This is a genomic window from Streptomyces sp. NPDC020917, from assembly GCF_044333795.1.
GTDB lineage: Bacteria > Actinomycetota > Actinomycetes > Streptomycetales > Streptomycetaceae > Actinacidiphila.
Genome location: NZ_JBIRRR010000010.1, coordinates 155814 through 176087, shown reverse-complemented (window position 1 = coordinate 176087; position 20274 = coordinate 155814). Strand labels below are relative to the sequence as shown.

Sequence of the window (20274 nt, the reverse complement as noted above, 5' to 3'; positions counted from 1 at the left end):
CACCGGCGGCCCGAGGGGGGCCGCCGGTGGCCGGCGCGGGGGCGGGGGTGGCACGGGGCACCCCCGCGGACCCCGTATGATGGTTCCCGCAGGCGCCGCTAGCTCAGTTGGTTAGAGCAGCTGACTCTTAATCAGCGGGTCCGGGGTTCGAGTCCCTGGCGGCGCACCCGAAGCGAAGGCCCTCCGCGTCAGCGGGGGGCCTTCGCCGTGTACGGGGCCGGTCAGTGCGCCCAGTGCGCGGGCCGGTCCAGCCCCGCGGGGATCCGGGTGCGGGCGTCGCCGCGTGCCGCGTGGAGCTGGGTCCGGGTGACGAACAGCGCGCCGGTGAGGTCGGCGCCGCGCAGGTCGGCGTCCCGCAGGTCCGCGCCGATCAGATCGGCCAGCCGCAGGTCGGCGTCCCGCAGGTCGGCCCCGATCAGATAGGCGCCGCGCAGGTCGGCCGCGCGCAGGTCGGCGCCCTTCATGCGGGCGCCGATCAGGTCCGCGCCGCGGCGGTTGCGGGGCCGCCGCACGGCCCGTGTGCGGACCAGGGCGCTGGCCCGCAGCAGCACCTCGTTGACGGCGGCGCGTTCGGCCGCGACGTCCAGGGCGAGCAGGTCGGCGGCGCCGAGCCGGGTGAGGCCGGCGACCCGATCGCGCGCCGCCGCGGCGGCCGGGTGCACCTCGGCGGCGGCGTTCAGGGCCAGCGTCCCCCTGAGGTACCACAGCAGTTCGTGGAGCTGGCGCATCACCGGCAGCCCGGCGAACATCGCCTGCCCGCGGTCCGGCGCGTCCCGCCAGTCCTGCCCGGCGAAGGTGACCTGGGACAGCTGCTGCCCGGCGCCGAAGCAGTCGTAGACGGTGCAGCCGGAGTAGCCGTCGTCGCGCAGTGTGGCGTGGATGCCGCAGCGGTGGTCGCCACCGAGGTGCCCGCAGGGCTCGCCGGCCTTCTTGTCCCGGGCGAAGTCCGCGGAGCGGGTGAAGGCCAGCGCCACGCAGCACAGCCCGAAGCAGTTCCCGCAGTCGGCCCGCAGCTCCGGCGCCGGTGTGCTCACGTGGTGCTCCCCTGCTGTGCCCGTGCGCCGCGCCCCCGGTGTTCCTGCGACCGTGCCACGACGCGGGCGGACCGCCGTCCGGTCCGCCCGCGTCCATGGTGCCCCACCCGCGGGGGTGCTCAGCCCGCGGGGAAGGCCGCCGGCTTGGCCGGGGTGTACAGCCAGGTCTGGAAGAAGGCGCCCAGGTCCTTGCCGGACAGGTGCTCGGCCAGCGTGCGGAACTCGGCGATCGTGGCGTTGCCGTAGCGGTGCTGGGCCGGCCACACCCGCAGCAGCGTGAGGAACGCCCGGTCGCCGATGGTGTCGCGCAGCGCCTGGATGGCGACGGCACCGCGGTCGTACACCGCGTCGTCGAACTGGTTCTGCGGCCCCGGGTCGCCGGGCTTCACCGTCCAGAACGGGTCGTCGGCCGGGTGCGCGTCGTAGACCTGCCGGGCGAGCTGCTGCGGCGTGCCGGTGTGCTCGTGCTCGGCCCACAGCCACTCCGCGTAGCTGGCGAAGCCCTCGTTGAGCCAGATGTCGGACCAGCGCTCCAGCGAGACGTCGTCGCCCCACCACTGGTGGGCCAGCTCGTGCGCGACGACGGAGGTGTTGACGCCCTTGGAGAAGGTGGCGGGGCTGTAGAAGACCCGGGTCTGGGTCTCCAGGGAGAAGTGGGTCGGCACGTTCGGCACGTAGCCGCCCGCCGAGTCGAAGGGGTAGGGCCCGAAGTAGCCGCTGAGGAAGTCGACGATCTCGGCGGTGCGCTCCACGCTCGCCCGCGCGTTGGCGGCGTTGGCGCCCAGGTCGGTGCTGTAGGCGTTGAGCACCGGGATGCCGGTGCGGGTGCGGCTGCGGGTGATGTCGAAGTGGCCGACCGCGAGGGTGGCCAGATAGGTGGCCTGCGGCTTGGTCTGCTGCCAGTGGTAGCTGGTCCAGCCGTCCGCGGTGTGCTGGGACAGCAGCAGGCCGTTGCTGATCGCCTGCTCGCCCTGCGGCACGGTGACCCGCACGTCGTAACTGGCCTTGTCCAGCGGGTGGTCGTTGCTGGGGAACCACCACCAGGCCGACTCGGGCTCGTTCGCGGCGACTCCGCCGTCCGGGGTGTGCTGCCAGGAGGTGAAGCCGTACCGCTGCACGGTGGACGGCACGCCCGAGTACGTCACCGCGACGGTGATCCGGTGGCCGCGGGCGATCGGGTGCTGCGGGGTGATGACCAGTTCCTGCTCGCCGCTGGTGGCGAAGGAAGCGGGCCGGCCGTCGACGGTGACCTTGCTGACGTCCAGCGCGAAGTCCAGGTCGAAGCTGGTCAGCCCCTGGGTGGCGGTCGCGGTGAGGGTCGTGGTGCCGGTGAGCGTGTCGGTGGCGGGGGTGTAGCGCAGGTCCAGGTCGTAGTGGGAGACGTCGTAGCCGCCGTTCCCGTAGGTCGGGTAGTACGGGTCGCCGATGCCGGGCGCGCCGGGTCCGGCGCCGGCGGCCGATGCCGGGATCGCGAGCAGCAGGCCGAGCACGGCGGTGGCGGAGGCGATCACTCTCTTACGCACAGGGGTCCTCCAGTGCGGAGATCAATTGATGGCAGGTACACGGCGACCCTAGGAAGGCACCGTGGGCACAGCCACCCCGAACGCCCCCGCTGTCGCAGAACCTTCACCGGGCGCAACACAACGGCCGGAAACCTGTGGGTCCTGCCACGTGATCGGCTTCCGGCTGACGGGGCCCCGAAGGGCGGATAGGTTCGGCGTGTGAAGAGCGTCTGGTTGCGCGCGGTCCAGCGCCTGGAGAGCGAGTACCTCGCCCGCCTGGGCCTGTCGCTCCCGCTGCTCGCGCTCGCCGTGGTGGTCGCCTCGGACCTGATCGCGGGGCGGGACCACTACCTGACGCCGGGCATCGTCGCCGCGCCCGCGCTGGCCGCGATCACCGTCAACTGGCACAAGACCCTCTTCGTCAGCGCGCTCGGCATCCTCGTCCAGGCCGCGCTCGCCCCCTACGACGGCGTCGCCCGCAACAGCGACCACGACGTGCTGTTCGGGCAGTTGTACGCGTACTGCCTGGTCTCCGCGTTCAGCGTGTACATCGCCTGGCGGCGGGAGACCGGCGCCCGGGCGTTCACCGCGATCGCCTCGGTCGCCGAGGCCGCCCAGCACGCCCTGATGCACCCGCCGGCGCCGCGGGTCGGCGCGGTGCGGGTGGCGGTCCGCTACGTCTCGGCCGCCGACGCCGCGCAGATCGGCGGCGACCTGTACTCGGTGCTGGAGACCCCGCACGGCGTGCGGGCGCTGATCGGCGACGTGCGCGGCAAGGGGCTCGCGGCGGTGCAGAGTTCCGCGGTGGTGCTCGGCGCCTTCCGCGAGGCCGCCTTCGACGAGGGCGGCCTGGACCGGGTCGCGGCCCGGGTGGACGCCAGCGTCGGACGCCATGTCAGCACCGGCGACTTCATCACCGCGCTGTTCGCCCAGTTCGACACGCAGGACAGCGTCGAGCTGCTGCACTACGGCCATGTCGCGCCGCTGCGGGTCTCGCGCGACGGCGCGGTGGAGACCCTGGAGCCGGCCGATCCGTGGGTGCCGCTGGGCCTGGCCGACCTGGTGACGGGCGCGCCGGAGTCCTGGCGGGTGCCGCTGCTGCCCGGCGACGTGCTGGTGCTGTGCACCGACGGGGTGATCGAGGCCCGCGGCGAACAGGACGGAACCTTCTACCCGCTGGCCGACCGCGTCGGCCCGCTCGTCGCGGGCAGCGGCCGCGACCTGGAGTCCGCCGTCGAGCGGGTCTACGACGACCTGCTCGACCACACCGGCGGCTCGCTGTCGGACGACGTGGTGCTGCTGCTCATCTCACCGCTGTCCCGGCCGCTGCCGGTACACCCCCAGGACCCGCCGCTGCTGCCGTCCTGACGCCGCGGCACCCGCCACCGGAAGCCGGGACGCCGGACGCCCGAACGGCGGAAGGCCGGAACGCCGGAAGGCGGTGACGCCGGAACGCCCGGCGGCCTACCGGCCCTCGGGCCCGGCACCGTCCGGCGCCCCCTCGCGGGGCTGGGTGCGCTGCGGCTCGTGCGCCGGCCGCGTCCTGGCCGTGTCGTGCGGCGGCTCCCCGCCGCCGTCCCCGTGCTCCGGCCGCTCCCGCGTGGCCCGTTCGAGCGCGGCCAGCACCGGCTCGTACGGTTCGCCGGTGGCGTGCTCCATGGCCAGCTCGCACAGCCGGTCCGCGGACAGGTGCACGTCGTAGTCCCGGGCGGCCACCTCCTCGGCCTCGCGGCGGGTCGCCGTGCCGGTGAGGTCCTCGTGCAGCGGGCCGCGGTCGGCGGCGAACGCGCAGCAGCCCGCGTCGTCGGGCACCACGACCTCGGCGGCGCACGCCCGGGCCACCGCCTCCAGGGCCGCGCCCGCCCCGCCGGCGCCGCCCGCCGGGTCGTGGCACACCTGGCGCGTCGCGCACGTCGGGTGCAGGACGGCGCTGGTGGCGCGGTGAGTGACGGTCAGCCGGGGCAGCAGCTGCTCGGCCGCCCACACCACGGAGTCGACGACGGTCAGCTCGCCGTGCAGTTCGCGGTTGGCCTCGGTCAGGTGCGGCACCACGTCGCGTGCCAGGCCCAGGGTGCAGGCCCCGGCGTCCACCACCAGCGGCAGCCGGCCGCCGCCGGTCCACAACCACGCCTGCTCCACGATCCGGTTGGCCATCACCGCGGTGCCCTCGGTCAGGCCCCTGGCGTGCCAGGGTGCCGCGCAGCAGGTGCCGGCCACGTCCGGTGGGATCCACACCGGCGTCCCGGCCCGTTCCGCCAGCGCGACCAGGGCCTGCGGCACCCAGCCGGCGCCGGGCCGCGGCGGCCCCAGCAGCCGGTTGACGCACGCCGGGTAGTACACGGCGGTCGCGCCGTGCCGGTCGGTGCGCGGCAGGCGGGGTGCGGCACCGGGCGTCTCGGGCAGCCAGTCGGGTATCAGGTCGGTGCCGGCCGCACGCCGCGCCAGGCCGGTCAACGCGGCCAGCGGGCGGTCGCCGGCCCTGCCGCGTATCGCCGCGGCGGTGGCCAGCGCGGTGCGGGCGGCGCGCTCGGCGGCGCGCCCGAAGACGGCCAGCCGCTCGGCGGCCCGCTCCTCGGCCCGGGTGCGGCGGGCGGTGCGGAAGTCCCGCATCAGGGCGCCGGTGTCGATGCCGAGCGGGCAGGCCAGCCGGCACAGCGCGTCGCCCGCGCAGGTGTCCACCGCGTCGTGCCCGTAGGCGTCCAGCAGCTCCTCCAGGACCGCGGAGCCGGCGGGCTGCCGGTGCATCTCGCGGCGCAGCGCGATCCGCTGACGGGGTGTCGTGGTCAGGTCGCGGCTGGGGCAGACCGGTTCGCACAGGCCGCACTCGGTGCAGGCGCCGGCGCCTTCGATCTGCGGAAGGGTCTTCAGGCCGCGCAGGTGGCCGCGCGGGTCCTGGTCGAGCACCACCCGCGGGGCGAGGATGCCGTCGGGGTCGAGCAGCGCCTTGACCCGCCACATCAGCGCGGTGGCCGGCGCGCCCCACTCCCGTTCCAGGAACGGCGCCGTGGCCCGGCCGGTGCCGTGCTCGGCCCGCAGCGACCCGTGGAACCGCTCGGTGACGAGCTGGCAGAAGTCGTCCATGAAGGCGGCGTAGCGGTCGACGTCCGCGGGCTGCCCGGGGTCGAGGGCGAGCACGAAGTGCAGGGTGCCGTGGGCGGCGCGGCCGGCGACGCCGGGCGCGAAGCCGTGCTGCTCCTGGAGCGCGAGCAGTTCGGTGCACGCCTCGCCGACGCGGTCCGGCGGCACCGCGAAGTCCTGGGTGACCGGGGTGGTGCCGGCCGCCGCGGGCTCGGGCGCGGGCTGCCGGGGCGGGCGGGCCGGGGACGGGGCCGGAGCCGGGGACGTCCGCCCGGGGAGCGAGGAGGACGAGGACGAGGACGAGGACGAGGGCGCGGTCGAGGGGACGCGCGGGCGGCTGCCGCCGGCCGCGGCCGTGAACGCCCGGCGGGCCCGCCACAGCGCGGATATGCGCTCCGGTTCGCGGCTGAAGGCGTTGTCGGCCGACGGTATCGGGCTGACCAGACCCAGGTCGTCGCAGATGCGGTGGGCGACCCGCTCGTAGGCGGCCAGCTCCACCTCGTCGGCGGCCCGGAACTCCACCAGCAGCGCGGCGCACTCGGCCGGCAGGGCCGACCAGTCCGCCGGGACGCCGTCCACCGCCGTGCAGGCCCGCAGCGCGTGGCCGTCCATCAGCTCCACCGCGGCGGCGCCGGCCTGGGCGAAGGGCGCCACCGCGGCGGCGGCCGCCGGCAGCGAGGGGAAGAACAGCAGCCCGGCGGTGGCGGCGGGCCGCAGCGGCAGCGTCTCGTAGACGGCCTCGCTGACGAAGCCGAGGGTGCCCTGCGAACCGATCATCAGGCCGCGCAGGATCTGCACCGGCGTCTCGCCGTCCAGGAAGGCGTCCAGCCGGTAGCCGCTGGTGTTCTTGACGGCGTGCTTGGCCCGGATCCGCGCCGTCAGCTTCTGGTCCGCCTCGATCTCGTCCCGCAGGTCCAGCAGCCCCTGGTGCAGCTCGGGTTCGGCGGCGGCCAGCGCGGCGTCCGCCTCGGGGTCGCCGGTGTCCACCACGGTGCCCGAGGGCAGCACCACGGTCAGCGAGGCGACGGTGCGGTAGGAGTCGCGGGTGGTGCCGGCCGCGGCGCCCGTGGCGTTGCCGGCCAGCACGCCGCCGACGGTGGCCGCCGCCGCGCTCTCCGGGTCCGGGCCCAGCACCCGGCCGTGCCGGGCCAGCGCGGCGTTCGCGCGGGCCAGCACCGTCCCGGGCAGGATCCGCGCCCGGGTGCCGCCGGGTTCGACCTCGACGCCGCTGAAGTGCCGGCGCACGTCGACCAGGATGTCCTCGCCCTGCGCCTGCCCGTTGAGGCTGGTACCGGCCGCCCGGAACACCAGGTGGCGGCGCTGCCGGCGGGCGTACCCCATCAGCTTGACGACGTCCTGCACGCTGTCGGGCACCACCACGGCCTGCGGCACGAACCGGTACGGGCCGGCGTCCGCCGCATGGGCGACCAGGTCGCTGATCCGCCCGAGCACCTTGCCCGGGCCCAGCAGTTCCTCGAGTTCGGCCCGCAGCCCGGCCGGGGTGCCGGCGGCGCGCTCCTCCTCCACCCGGTCCGCGGCGGCCTCCGCGGGCGCGGCCGGGCGCAGCGCGTCGGCTCCCCTCCCCTCCTTCTTGCGCTCTCGCACGGGCATCAGGACCTCCTTGACGGGGATCACACCATCTGCACGATATGCCGGAGTCCTTCGGGGCGCGCGACGTCCTGCGCCGGGTGCGGGCCGCGGGCGTGGGCCGCGGGCGCGGGCCGACCCGGGTCGCAGTGGCCCGCGGCCGGGCCGCCGCGCTACCGCGGGACCGGGTGCGATCCGGTGAGCGCGGCATAGACCACGACGTTGGCGGAGTACGCCTGCTGGGTGCGGTCGAAGGTGCCTCCGCAGGTGATCAGCCGCAGTTCGGGGCGGCCGCTGGTGGAGCCGTAGACGCGGGAGGCGTCGAAGTGGTCCTTCTCCACCAGCTCGACGGCCTCCACCGAGAACTCGGCCACCGTGCCGTCGGCGCGGGTCACGTCGATCCGGGCGCCGCGCTGGACGGTGCTGAGGGCGTAGAAGACGGCGGGGCCGGTCTCGGTGTCGACGTGGCCGACGATGACCGCCGCGCCGGGCGCGCCCGGGGCGGGACCGCCGCGGTACCAGCCGGCGACGCCGGGGGTGTCGTACGGCGGCGGGTCGATGGTGCCGTCGGTCAGGTCGCGGCCGACCAGGTCGGCGTGCACGCCGATGGCCGCGATGTCCAGGCGGGTGGGATCGGCCACCGGCAGCGGCGCGTGCGGGGCGTAGACGTGCGGCGGGTGGTCGGCGGTCGCCGCGGCGGCGACCGCCGTGCCCGACTCGGCCCCGGCCGCGCCGTGCCCGGCGGGCCCGAGCCACCAGGCGGCCAGCAGGACCACGGCGACCGCGGCGGTCGTCCACGTCCTGCTGTCCGGCCTGGCGTCGGCGCCGGCCCGGTACACCGGCATGCGGATCAGCCGCGGTCGCCCGCGGTGCGGCGGCGCCGCACCGCGAGTCCGGCCAGGCCCACCGCGGCGAACGCGCCGGTGACCACCAGCGGCCCGGTGCTGGAGCCGGCCGCGGCCGGGCCGGCGGCGAGCTGGGCGGTGCCGCCGCCGCCCGCGGGGACGGGGTTGACGGGCTTGTTCGGGGTGACCGGGCTGACCGGCCGGGTGCCGGAACCGGTGACCGTGATCGACGCCTGGGCGGAGCTGCCGGCGCCGTCGCACTGCACGGAGACCGCGTACGAGCCGTCGGTGGCGTCGGACTTGATGAAGGCGCTGCCCTCCAGCCCGCCGCCGCCGGACGACGGGGCCAGGGTGATGCTGTCCACGAACACCGCGGCGCTGGCCTTCGCCTTGTGCCCCGAACTGCAGGACACCGACAGGTGGATGGTCACCATGCCGCCCGGGGAGACGCTGGCCGGGCTCACGTTCACCGCGCCCGCGCCCGCCGCGGACAGCGGGTCGCTGGCCGCCGAGGGGTCGCCGGCGGCGCCGTTGACGCCCGCGGCGCCCGCGGCCGGGTCGGTCGCGGAACCGCTGCCCAGGTCGGAGCCGGCGGACCCGAAGGCCGAGCCGGCGTCGGCGCCGGTGCCGCTGTCGGCACCCGGGGCCGACTGGGCGGACGCGCCGGCGTCGGTGCCGGCGTCGGAGCCCGCACCGGCGGCCGGGTCCGAGCCGGCGTCGGTGCCGGTGCCGGTGCCCGCCAGGGGGTCCGTGGCCGCGGACCCGGACGGGTCGGTGACGGCGCTGCTCGTGCCGCCGGTGTCGGCGACGGCCGGTGCCGCGGCGGAAACCCCGCCGAGGGCGACCACGGCCGCCAGGCCGGCCGCGGCGACGGCGGGCAGTTTCAGACCAGACATGGAAGAGACCTCCGCTCGGCCGGGAGCTGGGACTCGCACCCGGTGCTAACGAAGATCCCGGCGCGGACCGCCGCCCGCACCCTGGGCGGCCCTTCACTGGCCCATCGGAGTGAGGATCGCTCTACGGAGAGTGATCGGCCCTGGCGCCGCGCCGGCGGCCGGGGCTCAGATCTCGGAGATCAGGTCGGCGATGGAGTTCACGATCCGCGACGGCCGGAACGGGTAGCGGTCGACGTCGGCCAGCGTGGTCAGGCCGGTGAGCACCAGGAACGTCTCCATGCCGGACTCCAGCCCGGCCAGCACGTCGGTGTCCATCCGGTCGCCGATCATGGCGCTGCTCTCGGAGTGCGCGCCGATCGCGTTCAGCCCGGCGCGCATCATCAGCGGGTTGGGCTTGCCGACGAAGTACGGGGCCTTGCCGGTGGCCTTGGTGATCAGCGCGGCCACCGAGCCGGCCGCGGGCAGCACGCCCTCCGGGGACGGCCCGGTCTCGTCGGGGTTGGTGCACAGGAAGCGGGCGCCGCCGTTGATCAGCCGGATCGCCTTGGTGAGCGCCTCGAAGCTGTAGGTGCGGGTCTCGCCGAGCACGACGTAGTCGGGGTCGTGGTCGGTGAGGACGTAGCCGACGTCGTGCAGCGCGGTGGTCAGGCCCGCCTCGCCGATGACGTAGGCGGTGCCGCCGGGCCGCTGGTCGTCCAGGAACTTCGCGGTGGCCAGCGCCGAGGTCCAGATGTTCTCGACCGGCACCTCCAGGCCCATCCGGGTCAGCCGGGCGTGCAGGTCCCGCGGGGTGTAGATGGAGTTGTTGGTCAGCACGAGGAACGGCTTGCCGGACTCGCGCAACCCCTTGAGGAAGGCGTCCGCGCCGGGGATGGGGGTGCCTTCGTGGATCAGCACCCCGTCCATGTCGGTGAGCCACGACGCTATGGGCTTGCGTGTCGACACGGATCGGTCTCCTGTTCGTCCGGGGCCTGCGGTTCCCCAGCGTAGCCGGGGCGGGCGCGCACCGCCCCGGCCGTCTTGCCTGCTGGTCGGCTCAGCTGCCCGTCGCGGACTTCCAGGCGTCCACGTACGAGGTGAGGTTGGTGTCGACGTCCTTCCAGTCGGGGGTGAAGACGTCGACACCGGACATGATCTGCTTCAGCTTGACCGCGTTGGGGTCGGTGGCCTCCACGTCGCTGCGGGCCGCGAAGCCGCCGCCGACCGAGGAGACCTCCTGCTGGACCTCCTTGCTGAGGAGGAAGTCGAGCAGCTTGCGGCCGGCGTCCTCGTGCGGGCCGTTCTTGACCAGGCCGGCCGCGTACGGCAGCGCGAAGGTGGTGGGCTTGGAGGTCGCGCTCGCGGCGGGGAAGAAGATGCCCTGGTGGGGCATCGACGACTGGTCGGCGTAGTTCATCTGCACGTCGCCGTTGGCGACCAGCAGTTCGCCCTTGTCGACCTTGGGGGCGAGCTGGCCGGTGGACGCGGACGGGCCGACGTTGTTGGCCTGGAGCTTCTTGAAGTAGTCCATGGCGGGGCCCTGCCCGCCGAGGTCGTGCATCGCCTTGACGACCACGGCCGTGCCGTCGCCGGCGACGCCGGGGGTGGAGTACTGGAGCTTGTTCTTGAACCTGGCGTCCAGCAGGTCGTCCCAGGTCTTCGGGGGCTGGGGCAGCGCCTTGGTGTTGTAGATGAAGCACAGGTAGTTGTTGACGATGGACGTCCAGTGCCCGGCGGCGTCCTTGTCGGCGGCGGCGACCTGGTCGGAGCCGGCCGGCTTGTAGGTGGCGATCAGGTTCTTGGCGTCGGCCTGCTGGATGAACGGCGGCAGCGTGACGACCACGTCCGCCTGGGTGTTGGACTTCTCGCGGACCAGCCGCTGGACGACCTCGCCGGAGCCGCCCTCCACGTAGTTGACCTTGATCCCGGTCTTGGCCGTGAAGTCCTTGAACACCTTGTCGTAGAAGCCGTCGCCGGCGTCCGAGTGCAGTCCGTCGGCGCTGTACACGGTCACCTCGGTCGACGGCTTGCCGCTGTCCGCGGAGGACGAGCCCCCGCAGGCGGCCAGGGACAGGCCCAGCGCCAGGGTGCCCGCGGCGGCGGTGAGCGGGGTAACGATGCGGTTGCGCATGGCAGTTCGTACTCCTTGGTTCGGTCGGGCCCAGGGCCCGGTGAGAAGCGGGCCGGCGGCCCGGTGAGGGGGCGGGCGCGGGGCCCGGTGGCGGCTGGGGCGTCGGGCCCTCAGCGGTAGGAGGCGCGGGTGCGGATGCGGGACATGCCCAGCAGCACCACGAGCGTGGTCAGCATCAGGACGACGGCCAGGGCCGCGCCCTCGAAGAGCGAGCCGCGGCTGGTGGCGCCGTACACGCGCACCGGCAGCGGCACCCAGCCCGGCGGGTAGAGCATCATCGTGGCGCTCAACTCGCCCATGGACAGGGCGAAGCACAGCCCGGCGGCGGCCGTCAGCGACGGCAGCAGCAGCGGGATGCGGATCCGCCACAGCACGGTGGCCGGCCGCGCGCCCAGACTCGCCGCGCTCTGCTCGTACGCCGGGTCCAGCCGGGTCAGCGCGGCGCTCACCGACTGGTAGGCGAACGCGGTGACCAGCACGGTGTGCGCGAGGATCACGATCCGGGCGGTCCCGTTCAGCAGGAACGGCGGCTTGGAGAACGCCACCAGCAGCGACAGTCCGACGACCACCGAGGGCACCGCGACCGGCAGCATGAACAGCGCGTCGACCACCCGTCGCGCCCCGCCCCGCAACCGCTCGGCGGCCAGCGCCGCCCAGCCGCCGGCGACCAGCGCGAGCACGCTCGCGGCCAGCGCGGTCAGCAGGCTCGTGGTGAGCGCGTGCAGCGAGTCGCCGTGGGTGACGTCCCGGTAGTGCGCGAGCGTGGCGTGCGAGGGGAACGCCCCGCTCCAGTTCGTCGCGAACGACGCCATCACCACGACCAGGAACGGCAGCGCGAACAGCGGCAGGAACAGCGCGAAGAAGAAGACCCAGGCCGCCCAGCGGCCGGTCCTGCTATGCACCAGCACGCCGGCCACCTCCCAGGGCCCGGGCGGCCGCCGCCCGGTAGAGCGCGTACAGCGCCACCGACAGCACCACCGCGACCATGGCCACCGCGCAGGCGCCCGGGTAGTCGCCGTCGAGGATCGCCTTGCTGTAGACGAGCATCGGCAGGGTCGTCACGCCCTTGGCACCGGTGAACAGCACGATGCCGAACTCGTTGAGGCACAGCACCAGGACGAGGCTGCCGCCGGCCGCGAGCGAGGGCAGCGCCTCCGGCAGGATCACCTGCCGCACGATCCGCGGCGCCCGCGCGCCCAGCGACGAGGCGACCTCCACCTGCGCGGTGTCGACCTGCGAGAAGGCGGCGAGCAGCGGCCGCATCACGAACGGCGTGAAGTAGGTGACCTCGGCCAGCAGCACGCCCCAGGGCGTCCGCAGGAAGTCGACGGGACCGCTCGCGGCGCCGGTGACGTCCGTCCACAGGCCGTTGGCCATGCCGACCGTCCCGTACAGGAAGAGCAGGGCGAGGGTGATCAGGAAGGACGGGAAGGCGAGGAAGACGTCGATGAACCGGCTGAGCGCCCGCCCGCCGGGGAACGGCACGAAGGCGATGACCAGGGCGAGGAGGAAGCCCAGCACCAGGCAGCCGGCGGTCGACGCGGTCGCGATCCACACGGTGTTCCACAGCGCCTTGCGGAACGACTCCTCGCGGAAGACCTCGGTGTACGCCGAGAAGGAGTGGCCGCCGCTGTCGGGCGACACCGACTGCTTGGCGACGAGGACCAGCGGGTAGAGGAACGCCAGTCCCAGGGCGGCCACCGGGGGCAGCGCCCAGGCCCAGCCGGGCACGCCCGGCCGCCGGCGCCGGACGGCCGCCGCCTGCTCCGGCCCGGTCCCCGCGGGCGTGCCAGCGGGGGACTGCGCGGGCGGGCCGGCCGTGACGCTAGCCAACGGGAGCACCCCCTGCCAGGCCCGCGGGGAGCAGCACGGCGTCCTCGGCGTCGAAGGTGAGCGCGACGGCGTCGCCGACCCGCGGCGGCTGCCGCAGGTCGCCGACGTCGGCGCGCAGTTCGTGGCCGTGCGCCTCGACGAGCAGCCGGTGGGTGTGGCCGCGCCACTGCACGTCGGTGACGGTGCCGCGCAGGCGGTTGCCCGCGGCGCCGGCCGGAGTCGCGGGGGCCGCTTCGTCGGTGCGCTGGGCGTCCGTGCCGCCGCTGCCGTCCGTGCCGCCGCTGCCGTCCGCGGCGCCCGGCGCTGCGGCGATCCGCAGGGCGTGCGGGCGGATGCACAAGGTGGCCTCGGCGCCCGCGGCGGGGCCTTCGGCCGGATCCGCGGCGGCGATCCGCAGCGTGGCGGTGTCCAGGGCGACCTCGCCGGGCCGCTCCCCCGCCCGCACCCGCAGCAGGTTCGCGTTGCCGACGAAGGTCGCGGTGAACGCGGTGCGCGGGGTGCGGTACAGCTCGTGCGGCGTGCCGCAGTCCTGAAGGCGGGCCTGGTCGAGGACGGCGATGCGGTCGGCGAGGGTGAGCGCCTCGATCTGGTCGTGGGTGACGTAGAGGATCGACACGTCCGGCAACTCGCGGTGCAGCCGGGAGAGTTCGGCGAGCATGCCGGACCGCAGCCGCGCGTCGAGCGCGGACAGCGGCTCGTCCAGCAGCAGCACGCCCGGCCGGATGGCCAGCGCGCGGGCGATGGCCACGCGCTGCTGCTGCCCGCCGGACAGCTCCCTGGGGTAGCGGCGCGCGTACCCGGCCATGCCGGTCATCTCCAGGGCCTCGGCGACCCGGGCGGCGATCTGCGCGCGCGGTGTGCGGTGCGCCTTGAGCCCGAACGCGACGTTCTGGTCGACCCGCAGGTGCGGGAAGAGCGCGTACTGCTGCACCACCATGCCGATGCCGCGCTTGTACGGCGGCAGGTCGGTGACGTCCCGGCCGCCGATCATGACGCGCCCCGAGGCGGGGCGGACGAACCCGGCGACGGCCCGCAGCGCGGTGGTCTTGCCCGAGCCCGACGGGCCGAGCAGCGCCATCACCTCGCCGGGCTCGACGGTCAGGTCGAGCCCGTCGAGGACGGTGCTGCCGCCGTAGGCGACGGTCACCCGGTCGAACCGGATGCCGGCCGCCTGGGGCGGCCCCGCCGGGGTCGCGCCCGCCCGCGCCGCGCCGCCCGCGGCCGGGGCGCCCGCCGGGGGTGCGCCGGGTGCCGTGGCGCCCTTGCGGTGCGCCGCCGCCTGGTGCGTGTCGGTGCTGCCGGCCGCCCGCGCCATGTCACAACCCCCCGAGCAGCGCGGGGAGTTCGGCCACCGAGGCCAGGACGTGGGTGGCGCCCGCGGCCCGCAGCTGCGGTGCGCCGTGCGCGCCGGTGGTGACGCCGGCGACCACCGCGGCCCCGGCCCGCAGGCCGCTGAGCACGTCGGAGACGGTGTCGCCGGCGACGGCCACTTCCTGCACCGAGCCGGTGCCGGTGCGCAGCAGCGCGGTGAGCACCATGTCGGGGTGCGGGCGGCCGCGGCCCGCGTCGGCCGGGCACAGGGTCAGGTCGGCGAGGTCCTGCCAGCCGAGGGCGGCCAGGATCGCGTCCTGCGTGGTGCGCGCGAAGCCGGTGGTCAGCACCACCGCGCGGCCCTGGGCGCGCAGGGCGCGGACGGCGTCCTCGGCGCCGGGCAGCGGCCGGCAGGCGCCGGAGTCGACGAGCTCGGCGTAGGCCCGCTCGAAGGCGGCGTTGGCCTGCTGGGCGCGCTCCTCGTCGCCGAACAGCGTCCGGAAGACGGTGATCTTGGACTCGCCCATGGTGGCGCGGACGTGGTCGAGGTGGGCGGCGTGCTCGGCGCTGCCGGGGGCGACGCCGAGTTCCCCGGCCGCGCGGGAGAAGGCCGCCTCGACCAGGCCGCCGTCGGCGACGGTGGTCCCGGCCATGTCGAGGACGACGAGGCGGATCGGGGGCCGGGGGGCCGGCGAGGCGGCGGGGGCCGGGGTGTTCATGGTGGGGGCCGTGGGGGTCTCGGGGGCGGGTGCCGTGGGGGTCTCGGGGGCGGGGGTCGGGGCTGCCATGGGGTTCACCAGCCGATCTCGTTCGCGGTGGACTCGCCGATCGCCGGGGAGCAGGTCATGCCCCGGCCGCCGGGGCCGGTGACCAGCCACACGCCGTCGCGCACCTGCTCGCGGTGGACGACCCGGGTGGTGTCCGCGCACTGCGCGTACACGCCGGCCCAGCGGCGGCGGATCCTCGGCAGGGGGCGGCCGAGGATCTCCCCGGCGCGGATGAGCAGGTGGTCGTAGGGGTCCTCGGTGACGTCGAAGGCGAACGCCTCGTCGTACTCGTGGGTGTCGCCGATGGTCAGTCCGCCGTCGAGGCGCTGGACCATCAGCAGCTGCATCCGGTGCGCGGCGGGCACCGGCGGCTGGGGGTGGCCGTCGCGCAGCGCGTCGAGGGCGCCGCCGGCGTAGGCGGGGTAGTAGCGGAAGCTGTCGCCGTCGGCGACGGACGTGGTCAGCTCCTCGCCCAGGGGGTCGGTCTGCGCCATCTGCAGCCGCACACGCCGCACCGGCAGCTCCGGCGCCAGCTCCCTGACCAGGCCGGACAGCCAGGCGCCGGTGGTGACGACGATGCTGTCCGAGGCGTAGGAGACGCCGTGGTCGTCGCGGACCGCGCCGGGCGCCACGTCGCGGACCTCGCGGCCGGGCACGAAGGTGTAGCGGCCGGTCGCCGCGAGGTGCGCGCGCACCGCGGGCAGGGCCAGCCGGGGCTCCACGGCGGCGTCGTGGGCGCACAGCAGGGCGCCGGTGATGTCGCCGCGCACGGCCGGGTTGCGCCGCCGGACCTCGGCCGGGGTCAGCCAGGCGTAGCCGCGCTCCGCTGCGTCGGGGCGGTTCAGCACCTCCTCCGCGACGGCCTGCTCGGCGGCGCTGCGCACCACGGTCAGGGACCCGTTGGCGCGGAAGCCCGCGTCCGGGACGCGCTTGCCGATCTCCTCCCACAACTCGCGGGCGCGCAGCGCGGTGGCCAGTTCGGGACCGGCCGCGCGGCCGCCGACCCAGACCAGGCCGAAATTGCGGACGGACGCGCCGCGGGCCTCGCGCTCGCGCTCCAGGTGGACGACCTCATGGCCGCGTTCTATGGCGTGCCAGGCGTGCATGGTGCCCAGCACCCCGGCTCCGACGACAGTGACTCTCACGGCGACGACGTTCGCCGGGCCGGATGGACGGACGACGTCGGTCTCCCGACTTGCAGGTGAACACGGCCGCAAGCTTGGACCAGACCCGTTATCATTCCGTGATCTCAGCGCCACCCCGGCCGCGCGCCGGGAGCACCTCCCGGGCACAGCCCTGAGGAACCCCGCACCCCTCGAAGGCCGACCCAGCCCCCTGGGGCAACCGCCGCGGACCGCCACCGCCCCGAAGGGGCAGACCCGTTCGCCCCGGACCACCGGCCCGCGGCCGGTGGCCGGTGGCACGCGCCGGGGGGAACCCCCAGCCCGTCGAGCGGAACCAGGGCGCGTGGGAGGCGGACGTGCGCCGTCAGGCGAGGGGGCGCTGGTCGAGGTGGACGGTGAAGCTGAACCGGTCGCCCCGGTACAGGGAGCGGACCCGTTCCAGCGGCTCCCCGGCGGCGTCCTTGCTGGAGCGGTGCAGCAGCAGCATCGGCAGCGCGGGCGGGGTGCCGATGAGCAGCGCCTCGCGCGGCGTGGCCAGCACCGTCTCGATCCGCTCGTCCACCACCGAGGGCGAGACCCCGACGTGTTCGCGCAGGAACGCGTAGAAGGAGGTGTCGGGCGCGAAGTCCCGTTCCAGGTTCGGCAGTCGGGCCACCGACAGGTAGGTGCTCTCCAGGCCGACCCGCTCGTCGTCGGCGAGCAGCACGCGCTCCATGTGCCACACGGGCGCGCCCGCCTCCAGGCGCAGTTCGGTGGCGAGCACGGGGTCGGCCTCCAGCTGCTCCAGGCCGATCAGGTTGCGGCCCGGCACCCGGCCCTGGCGCCGCACGCCCTCGGTGTAGCTGGCGGTGGACAGCGGCTGCACCAGCTTCGGGCCGGCCACCACGGTGCCGCGGCCCTTGCGCCGCACCCGGCCCTGGATGAGCAGTTCGCGCAGCGCCTGCCGCACGGTCTCCCGGGCCACGCTGAACCCGGCCGCCAACTCCCGTTCCGTGGGCAGCAGTCCACCCTCGCCCAGCTCGTCGAGGAGTTCCTCGAGCCGGGTCTTGACCGCGAAGTACTTCGGCACCCTGCCGTGCTCGGGGATGCCCGCGCGGATCGGGGCGTGCGGGTCGGCTGCGTCACTCACCCCCTGATCCTGCCAGACGCGCCCGCCACGCCCGCACGGCGGCGGCCCGCACGCCCCACGACTCCGGCGAGGCAGACGGCCCGGACGGCCCGTACGGCTCGGACGGTTCGGACAGCTCGGACGGTTCGGGTGACGCGGACGGCCCGCGCAGCCGGGGGACGCGGACGGCTCAGACCAGGGCGGCGTGGGTGAACAGCGGCGCCAGCACCAGCAGCGCGGCGCCCTCGGCGACCGCCAGCGGCGCGGCGGTGGCCACCGGCACGCCGCGGCCGCGGTCGGCCAGCACCGCCGCGGTCTCGCGGCGGAACAGCTCGGGGGCGGCCAGCACGGTACGGCCGCCGAGCACGATCCGGTCCACGTCCAGCAGGGCGACGAGGTTCGCCGCGCCCACACCGAGCAGCCGGGCCGCGCCGGCCGGGTCACCGCGGTCCACCGCGGCCAGGCACAGCGCCTCCAGGCAGCCGCGGTTGCCGCACTTGCAGGGCGGCCCGTCCAGCTGCACCACCTGGTGCCCGAACTCCCCCGCACCGGTCCGTCCGCCGCGGTGCAGAGTGCCGTCGAGCACGAGTGCCGCGCCGAGCCCGGTGCCCAGGTGCAGATACGCGAACGACCCGCCGCCGGGGCCCGCGGCGGGCGGCGGGACGGGCGGCGCGGCGGGGGCCGGGGCCCCGGCGGCGGGCGCGGCGGCGAGGACGGCCAGCGCGGCGGCGTTGGTGTTCTTGTCGACGGCGACGGGCAGGCCGAGCCGGCGGGCGAGGGCGTCGCGCAGGCCCACGCCCTCCCAGTGCGGGAAGCCGGTGACCCGGTGCAGCACGCCCGTGCGGTGGTCGAGCGGGCCGCGCATGCCGACGCCCACGCCAAGCACCGGGCCGGGCGCGCGGGCGGCCGCGTCCCGCACCTGTGCGGTGATCGCCGCGAGGCCGTCGTCCACCGGCCGGTCGAGGGCGAGCGGCGCCGACCGCTCGGCGACGGTGCGGCCGGCGAGGTCGGTGAGCACCGCCGTCAGGCTCTCGCCGTCGAGGTGGACGCCGACCGCGTACCGGGAGCGGGCCGCCAGGCGCAGCCCGGTGCTCGGCTTGCCGCCGGTGGACGGGAGCCGGCCGGCCTCCTCGACCAGGCCGTCCTCCCGCAACCGCGCGGTGATCTTGCTCACCGCCTGCGGGGTGAGCCCGGTGCGCGCGGCCAGCTCCGGGCGGCCGAGGCCGGGCCCGCCGGCGAGGGTGGCCGCCCGCAGCAGGTCGAGGACCAGTGCGGCGTTGTGACTGCGCAGAGCGGGCAGATTGGCCCCTGAGGCGGACGGATGCACCTGTCCATTGTCCCGCCCGCTTGCGCTTTGGCAACACTGTTGCGAAAGTGGCGTCATGCCCTCGGACACGTCCACCACCCGCACCGCGCCGCTGCGCGTCGCCCTCGTCGGCTACGGCCCCGCCGGCTCGTTCTTCCACGCCCCGCTGATCGCGGCCACTCCCGGGCTGGTCCTGGACACCATCGTCACCGGCAGCCAGGAGCGCCGCGCGCAGGCGGGCGCCGCCCACCCGGGTGTGGCCTTCGCCGCCACCGCCGACGAGTTGTGGACCCGCGCCGGCGAGCTCGACCTGGTGGTGCTGGCCTCCCCCAACCGCACCCACGTGCCGCTGGCCACCACCGCGCTCCAGGCGGGCCTGCCGGTCGTCGTCGACAAGCCGCTGGCCGGCAGCGCCGCCGAAGCGCGGGCCCTGGCCGCGCTCGCCGAGGCGCGCGGCCTGCTGCTCAGCGTCTTCCAGAACCGCCGCTGGGACAGCGACTTCCTCACCCTCAAGGCGCTGCTCGCCGACCGCGAACTGGGCGAGGTGCAGCGCTTCGAGTCCCGCTTCGAGCGGTGGCGCCCCCAGCTCAAGGGCGGCTGGCGCGAGTCCGGCGACCCGGCGGAGATCGGCGGGCTGCTCTACGACCTGGGCAGCCACCTGGTGGACCAGGCCCTCACCCTGTTCGGCCCGGCCCGCCAGGTCTACGCCGAGTCCGACGTGCGCAGGCCGGGCGCCGCGGCCGACGACGACTCCTTCATCGCCGTCACCCACACCAGCGGCGTCCGCTCCCACCTGTGGATGAGCGCCACCACCGCACGCCTCGGCCCGCGCTTCCGGGTGCTGGGCAGCACCGGCGGCTTCGTCACCTACGGGCTCGACCCGCAGGAGGCGGCGCTGCGCGAGGGCCTGCGCCCCGGAGCGGACGGCCCGGCCTGGGGCGCGGAACCGCAGTCCGCCTGGGGCACCGCCGGCACCGACGACGACGTGCGGACCGTGCCGTCGCTGCCCGGCGACTACCCCGCCTTCTACGCGGCGATCGAGACCGCCCTGCGCGAGGGCACCGCTCCCCCGGTCACCGCGCTGGAGGCCGCCGACGCCCTGGACGTCATCGAGGCCGCCCACCGCTCGGCCCGCACGGGAACGACCGTCACCCTCTGACCCCGCCCCCGACCGCCCCCGGGGAGAACGGAGAGACGCCCATGACCACCGCCGACCCTCACGCGGCCGAATCCAAGGCCGCCGGCTCCCCGGCCACCGGATCCCGGGCCGCCGGCTCCCCGGGCGACCGGGTGGCCGAACTCGCCGAGCAGGAGACCGCGCTGGTCCTGCCGCGGCTCACCAACGACGACGCCTGGCGGCTCGGCTGCCTGCTGGTGGCCATGGCCCGCGAGCGCGGCGCCGCCGTCACCGTCGACATCCGGCGCGGCCCCCAGCAGCTGTTCCACTGCGCGCTGGAGGGCACCACCCCCGACAACGACGCCTGGCTGGCCCGCAAGGCCCGCGTGGTGGAGCGCTACCAGGCCAGCTCGCTGCTGGTCGGCGAGCGGTTCCGGGCCAAGGGCACGACCTTCGAGGACGCGTCCCGGCTGGACCCCGACCGCTACGCCGCGCACGGCGGCGCCTTCCCGCTGCGCGTCGCGGGCGTGGGCGTGGTCGGGGTGGTGGGCGTCTCCGGGCTGCCGCAGGCGGAGGACCACGCCCTGGTGGTGGACGGCCTCACCCGCTTCCTGGACGAGGTCCGCACCTCCTGGAACGCCTGACCCCCGCCCGCG

At 75.6% G+C, this 20274-nt stretch carries 17 protein-coding genes and 1 tRNA gene; 4 read left to right on the top strand and 14 right to left on the bottom strand.

The window, feature by feature from the left end; all coding sequences use genetic code 11:
• Positions 1 to 92 precede the first annotated feature (92 nt).
• Positions 93 to 166, top strand: a tRNA-Lys gene (locus ACH4TG_RS22640).
• A gap of 55 nt (positions 167 to 221) precedes the next feature.
• Here the strand turns inward: ACH4TG_RS22640 and ACH4TG_RS22635 are convergent.
• Together ACH4TG_RS22635 and ACH4TG_RS22630 are read right to left on the bottom strand one after the other, a co-directional pair.
• Positions 222 to 1034: a pentapeptide repeat-containing protein gene (locus tag ACH4TG_RS22635; protein WP_398244229.1), complete on the bottom strand. Its 813-nt coding sequence runs from the start codon at positions 1032 to 1034 to the stop codon at positions 222 to 224.
• A 119-nt stretch (positions 1035 to 1153) separates the two neighbouring features.
• The gene (locus tag ACH4TG_RS22630) at positions 1154 to 2557 is read right to left on the bottom strand and encodes a M1 family metallopeptidase (RefSeq protein WP_398244227.1); all 1404 of its coding nucleotides are present in this window, start codon (positions 2555 to 2557) and stop codon (positions 1154 to 1156) included.
• Positions 2558 to 2755: 198 nt separating this feature from the next.
• On the opposite strand from ACH4TG_RS22630, the gene ACH4TG_RS22625 reads away from it, so the two are divergent.
• Positions 2756 to 3904, top strand: a complete 1149-nt coding sequence (locus ACH4TG_RS22625; RefSeq protein WP_398244225.1) for a PP2C family protein-serine/threonine phosphatase — start codon at positions 2756 to 2758, stop codon at positions 3902 to 3904.
• Between the two features lie 96 nt (positions 3905 to 4000).
• On the opposite strand, the gene ACH4TG_RS22620 is transcribed toward ACH4TG_RS22625, so the two are convergent.
• The 12 genes from ACH4TG_RS22620 to ACH4TG_RS22565 form a co-directional block, all read right to left on the bottom strand.
• Positions 4001 to 7225: an FAD-binding and (Fe-S)-binding domain-containing protein gene (locus ACH4TG_RS22620; protein ID WP_398244224.1), complete on the bottom strand. Its 3225-nt coding sequence runs from the start codon at positions 7223 to 7225 to the stop codon at positions 4001 to 4003.
• A 149-nt stretch (positions 7226 to 7374) separates the two neighbouring features.
• Positions 7375 to 8046 (bottom strand): class F sortase, encoded by a 672-nt coding sequence (locus ACH4TG_RS22615; RefSeq protein ID WP_398244223.1) that lies wholly within the window; start codon positions 8044 to 8046, stop codon positions 7375 to 7377.
• Positions 8047 to 8051: 5 nt separating this feature from the next.
• Positions 8052 to 8942 carry a hypothetical protein gene (locus tag ACH4TG_RS22610; protein WP_398244222.1) on the bottom strand — a complete coding sequence of 297 codons (891 nt, stop codon included), beginning with the start codon at positions 8940 to 8942 and terminating at the stop codon, positions 8052 to 8054.
• A 165-nt stretch (positions 8943 to 9107) separates the two neighbouring features.
• Positions 9108 to 9887, bottom strand: a complete 780-nt coding sequence (locus ACH4TG_RS22605) for an HAD-IIA family hydrolase (protein ID WP_398244221.1) — start codon at positions 9885 to 9887, stop codon at positions 9108 to 9110.
• A 91-nt stretch (positions 9888 to 9978) separates the two neighbouring features.
• A complete protein-coding gene (locus ACH4TG_RS22600) occupies positions 9979 to 11052 on the bottom strand; it encodes a 2-aminoethylphosphonate ABC transporter substrate-binding protein (protein ID WP_398244220.1) in 1074 nt (357 codons plus the stop codon).
• A 110-nt stretch (positions 11053 to 11162) separates the two neighbouring features.
• Complete coding sequence (locus ACH4TG_RS22595) at positions 11163 to 11960, bottom strand: ABC transporter permease (protein WP_398244219.1); 798 nt, start codon at positions 11958 to 11960, stop codon at positions 11163 to 11165.
• Complete coding sequence (locus ACH4TG_RS22590) at positions 11947 to 12885, bottom strand: 2-aminoethylphosphonate ABC transporter permease subunit (protein WP_398244218.1); 939 nt, start codon at positions 12883 to 12885, stop codon at positions 11947 to 11949. The genes ACH4TG_RS22595 and ACH4TG_RS22590 overlap by 14 nt, the downstream gene beginning before the upstream one ends.
• Entirely contained in the window at positions 12878 to 14200 is a 1323-nt protein-coding gene (locus ACH4TG_RS22585) for an ABC transporter ATP-binding protein (RefSeq protein WP_398244217.1), read from the bottom strand. Before ACH4TG_RS22585 ends, ACH4TG_RS22590 begins: the two co-directional genes overlap by 8 nt.
• 1 nt (position 14201) lies before the next feature.
• Entirely contained in the window at positions 14202 to 14915 is a 714-nt protein-coding gene (locus ACH4TG_RS22580; protein ID WP_398244336.1) for a phosphonatase-like hydrolase, read from the bottom strand.
• A gap of 74 nt (positions 14916 to 14989) precedes the next feature.
• Complete coding sequence (locus ACH4TG_RS22575) at positions 14990 to 16108, bottom strand: TIGR03364 family FAD-dependent oxidoreductase (protein ID WP_398244216.1); 1119 nt, start codon at positions 16106 to 16108, stop codon at positions 14990 to 14992.
• A 343-nt stretch (positions 16109 to 16451) separates the two neighbouring features.
• A complete protein-coding gene (locus ACH4TG_RS22570) occupies positions 16452 to 17216 on the bottom strand; it encodes a GntR family transcriptional regulator (protein WP_398244215.1) in 765 nt (254 codons plus the stop codon).
• Positions 17217 to 17385: 169 nt separating this feature from the next.
• A complete protein-coding gene (locus ACH4TG_RS22565) occupies positions 17386 to 18522 on the bottom strand; it encodes an ROK family transcriptional regulator (protein WP_398244214.1) in 1137 nt (378 codons plus the stop codon).
• A 55-nt stretch (positions 18523 to 18577) separates the two neighbouring features.
• Here ACH4TG_RS22565 and ACH4TG_RS22560 point away from each other — a divergent pair, with 55 nt between their 5' ends.
• Together ACH4TG_RS22560 and ACH4TG_RS22555 are read left to right on the top strand one after the other, a co-directional pair.
• Entirely contained in the window at positions 18578 to 19660 is a 1083-nt protein-coding gene (locus ACH4TG_RS22560; protein WP_398244213.1) for a Gfo/Idh/MocA family oxidoreductase, read from the top strand.
• A gap of 41 nt (positions 19661 to 19701) precedes the next feature.
• Complete coding sequence (locus tag ACH4TG_RS22555) at positions 19702 to 20262, top strand: heme-degrading domain-containing protein (RefSeq protein ID WP_398244212.1); 561 nt, start codon at positions 19702 to 19704, stop codon at positions 20260 to 20262.
• Positions 20263 to 20274: the final 12 nt, after the last annotated feature.

Bases quoted from the DNA above. Each gene is read 5' to 3' on its own strand.
- ACH4TG_RS22600 (WP_398244220.1), bottom strand. From the start codon at position 11,052: ATGCGCAACCGCATCGTTACCCCGCTCACCGCCGCCGCGGGCACCCTG.
- ACH4TG_RS22560 (WP_398244213.1), top strand. From the start codon at position 18,578: ATGCCCTCGGACACGTCCACCACCCGCACCGCGCCGCTGCGCGTCGCC.
- ACH4TG_RS22580 (WP_398244336.1), bottom strand. From the start codon at position 14,915: ATGAACACCCCGGCCCCCGCCGCCTCGCCGGCCCCCCGGCCCCCGATC.
- ACH4TG_RS22555 (WP_398244212.1), top strand. From the start codon at position 19,702: ATGACCACCGCCGACCCTCACGCGGCCGAATCCAAGGCCGCCGGCTCC.
- ACH4TG_RS22610 (WP_398244222.1), bottom strand. From the start codon at position 8,942: ATGTCTGGTCTGAAACTGCCCGCCGTCGCCGCGGCCGGCCTGGCGGCC.
- ACH4TG_RS22585 (WP_398244217.1), bottom strand. From the start codon at position 14,200: ATGGCGCGGGCGGCCGGCAGCACCGACACGCACCAGGCGGCGGCGCAC.
- ACH4TG_RS22620 (WP_398244224.1), bottom strand. From the start codon at position 7,225: ATGCCCGTGCGAGAGCGCAAGAAGGAGGGGAGGGGAGCCGACGCGCTG.
- ACH4TG_RS22615 (WP_398244223.1), bottom strand. From the start codon at position 8,046: ATGCCGGTGTACCGGGCCGGCGCCGACGCCAGGCCGGACAGCAGGACG.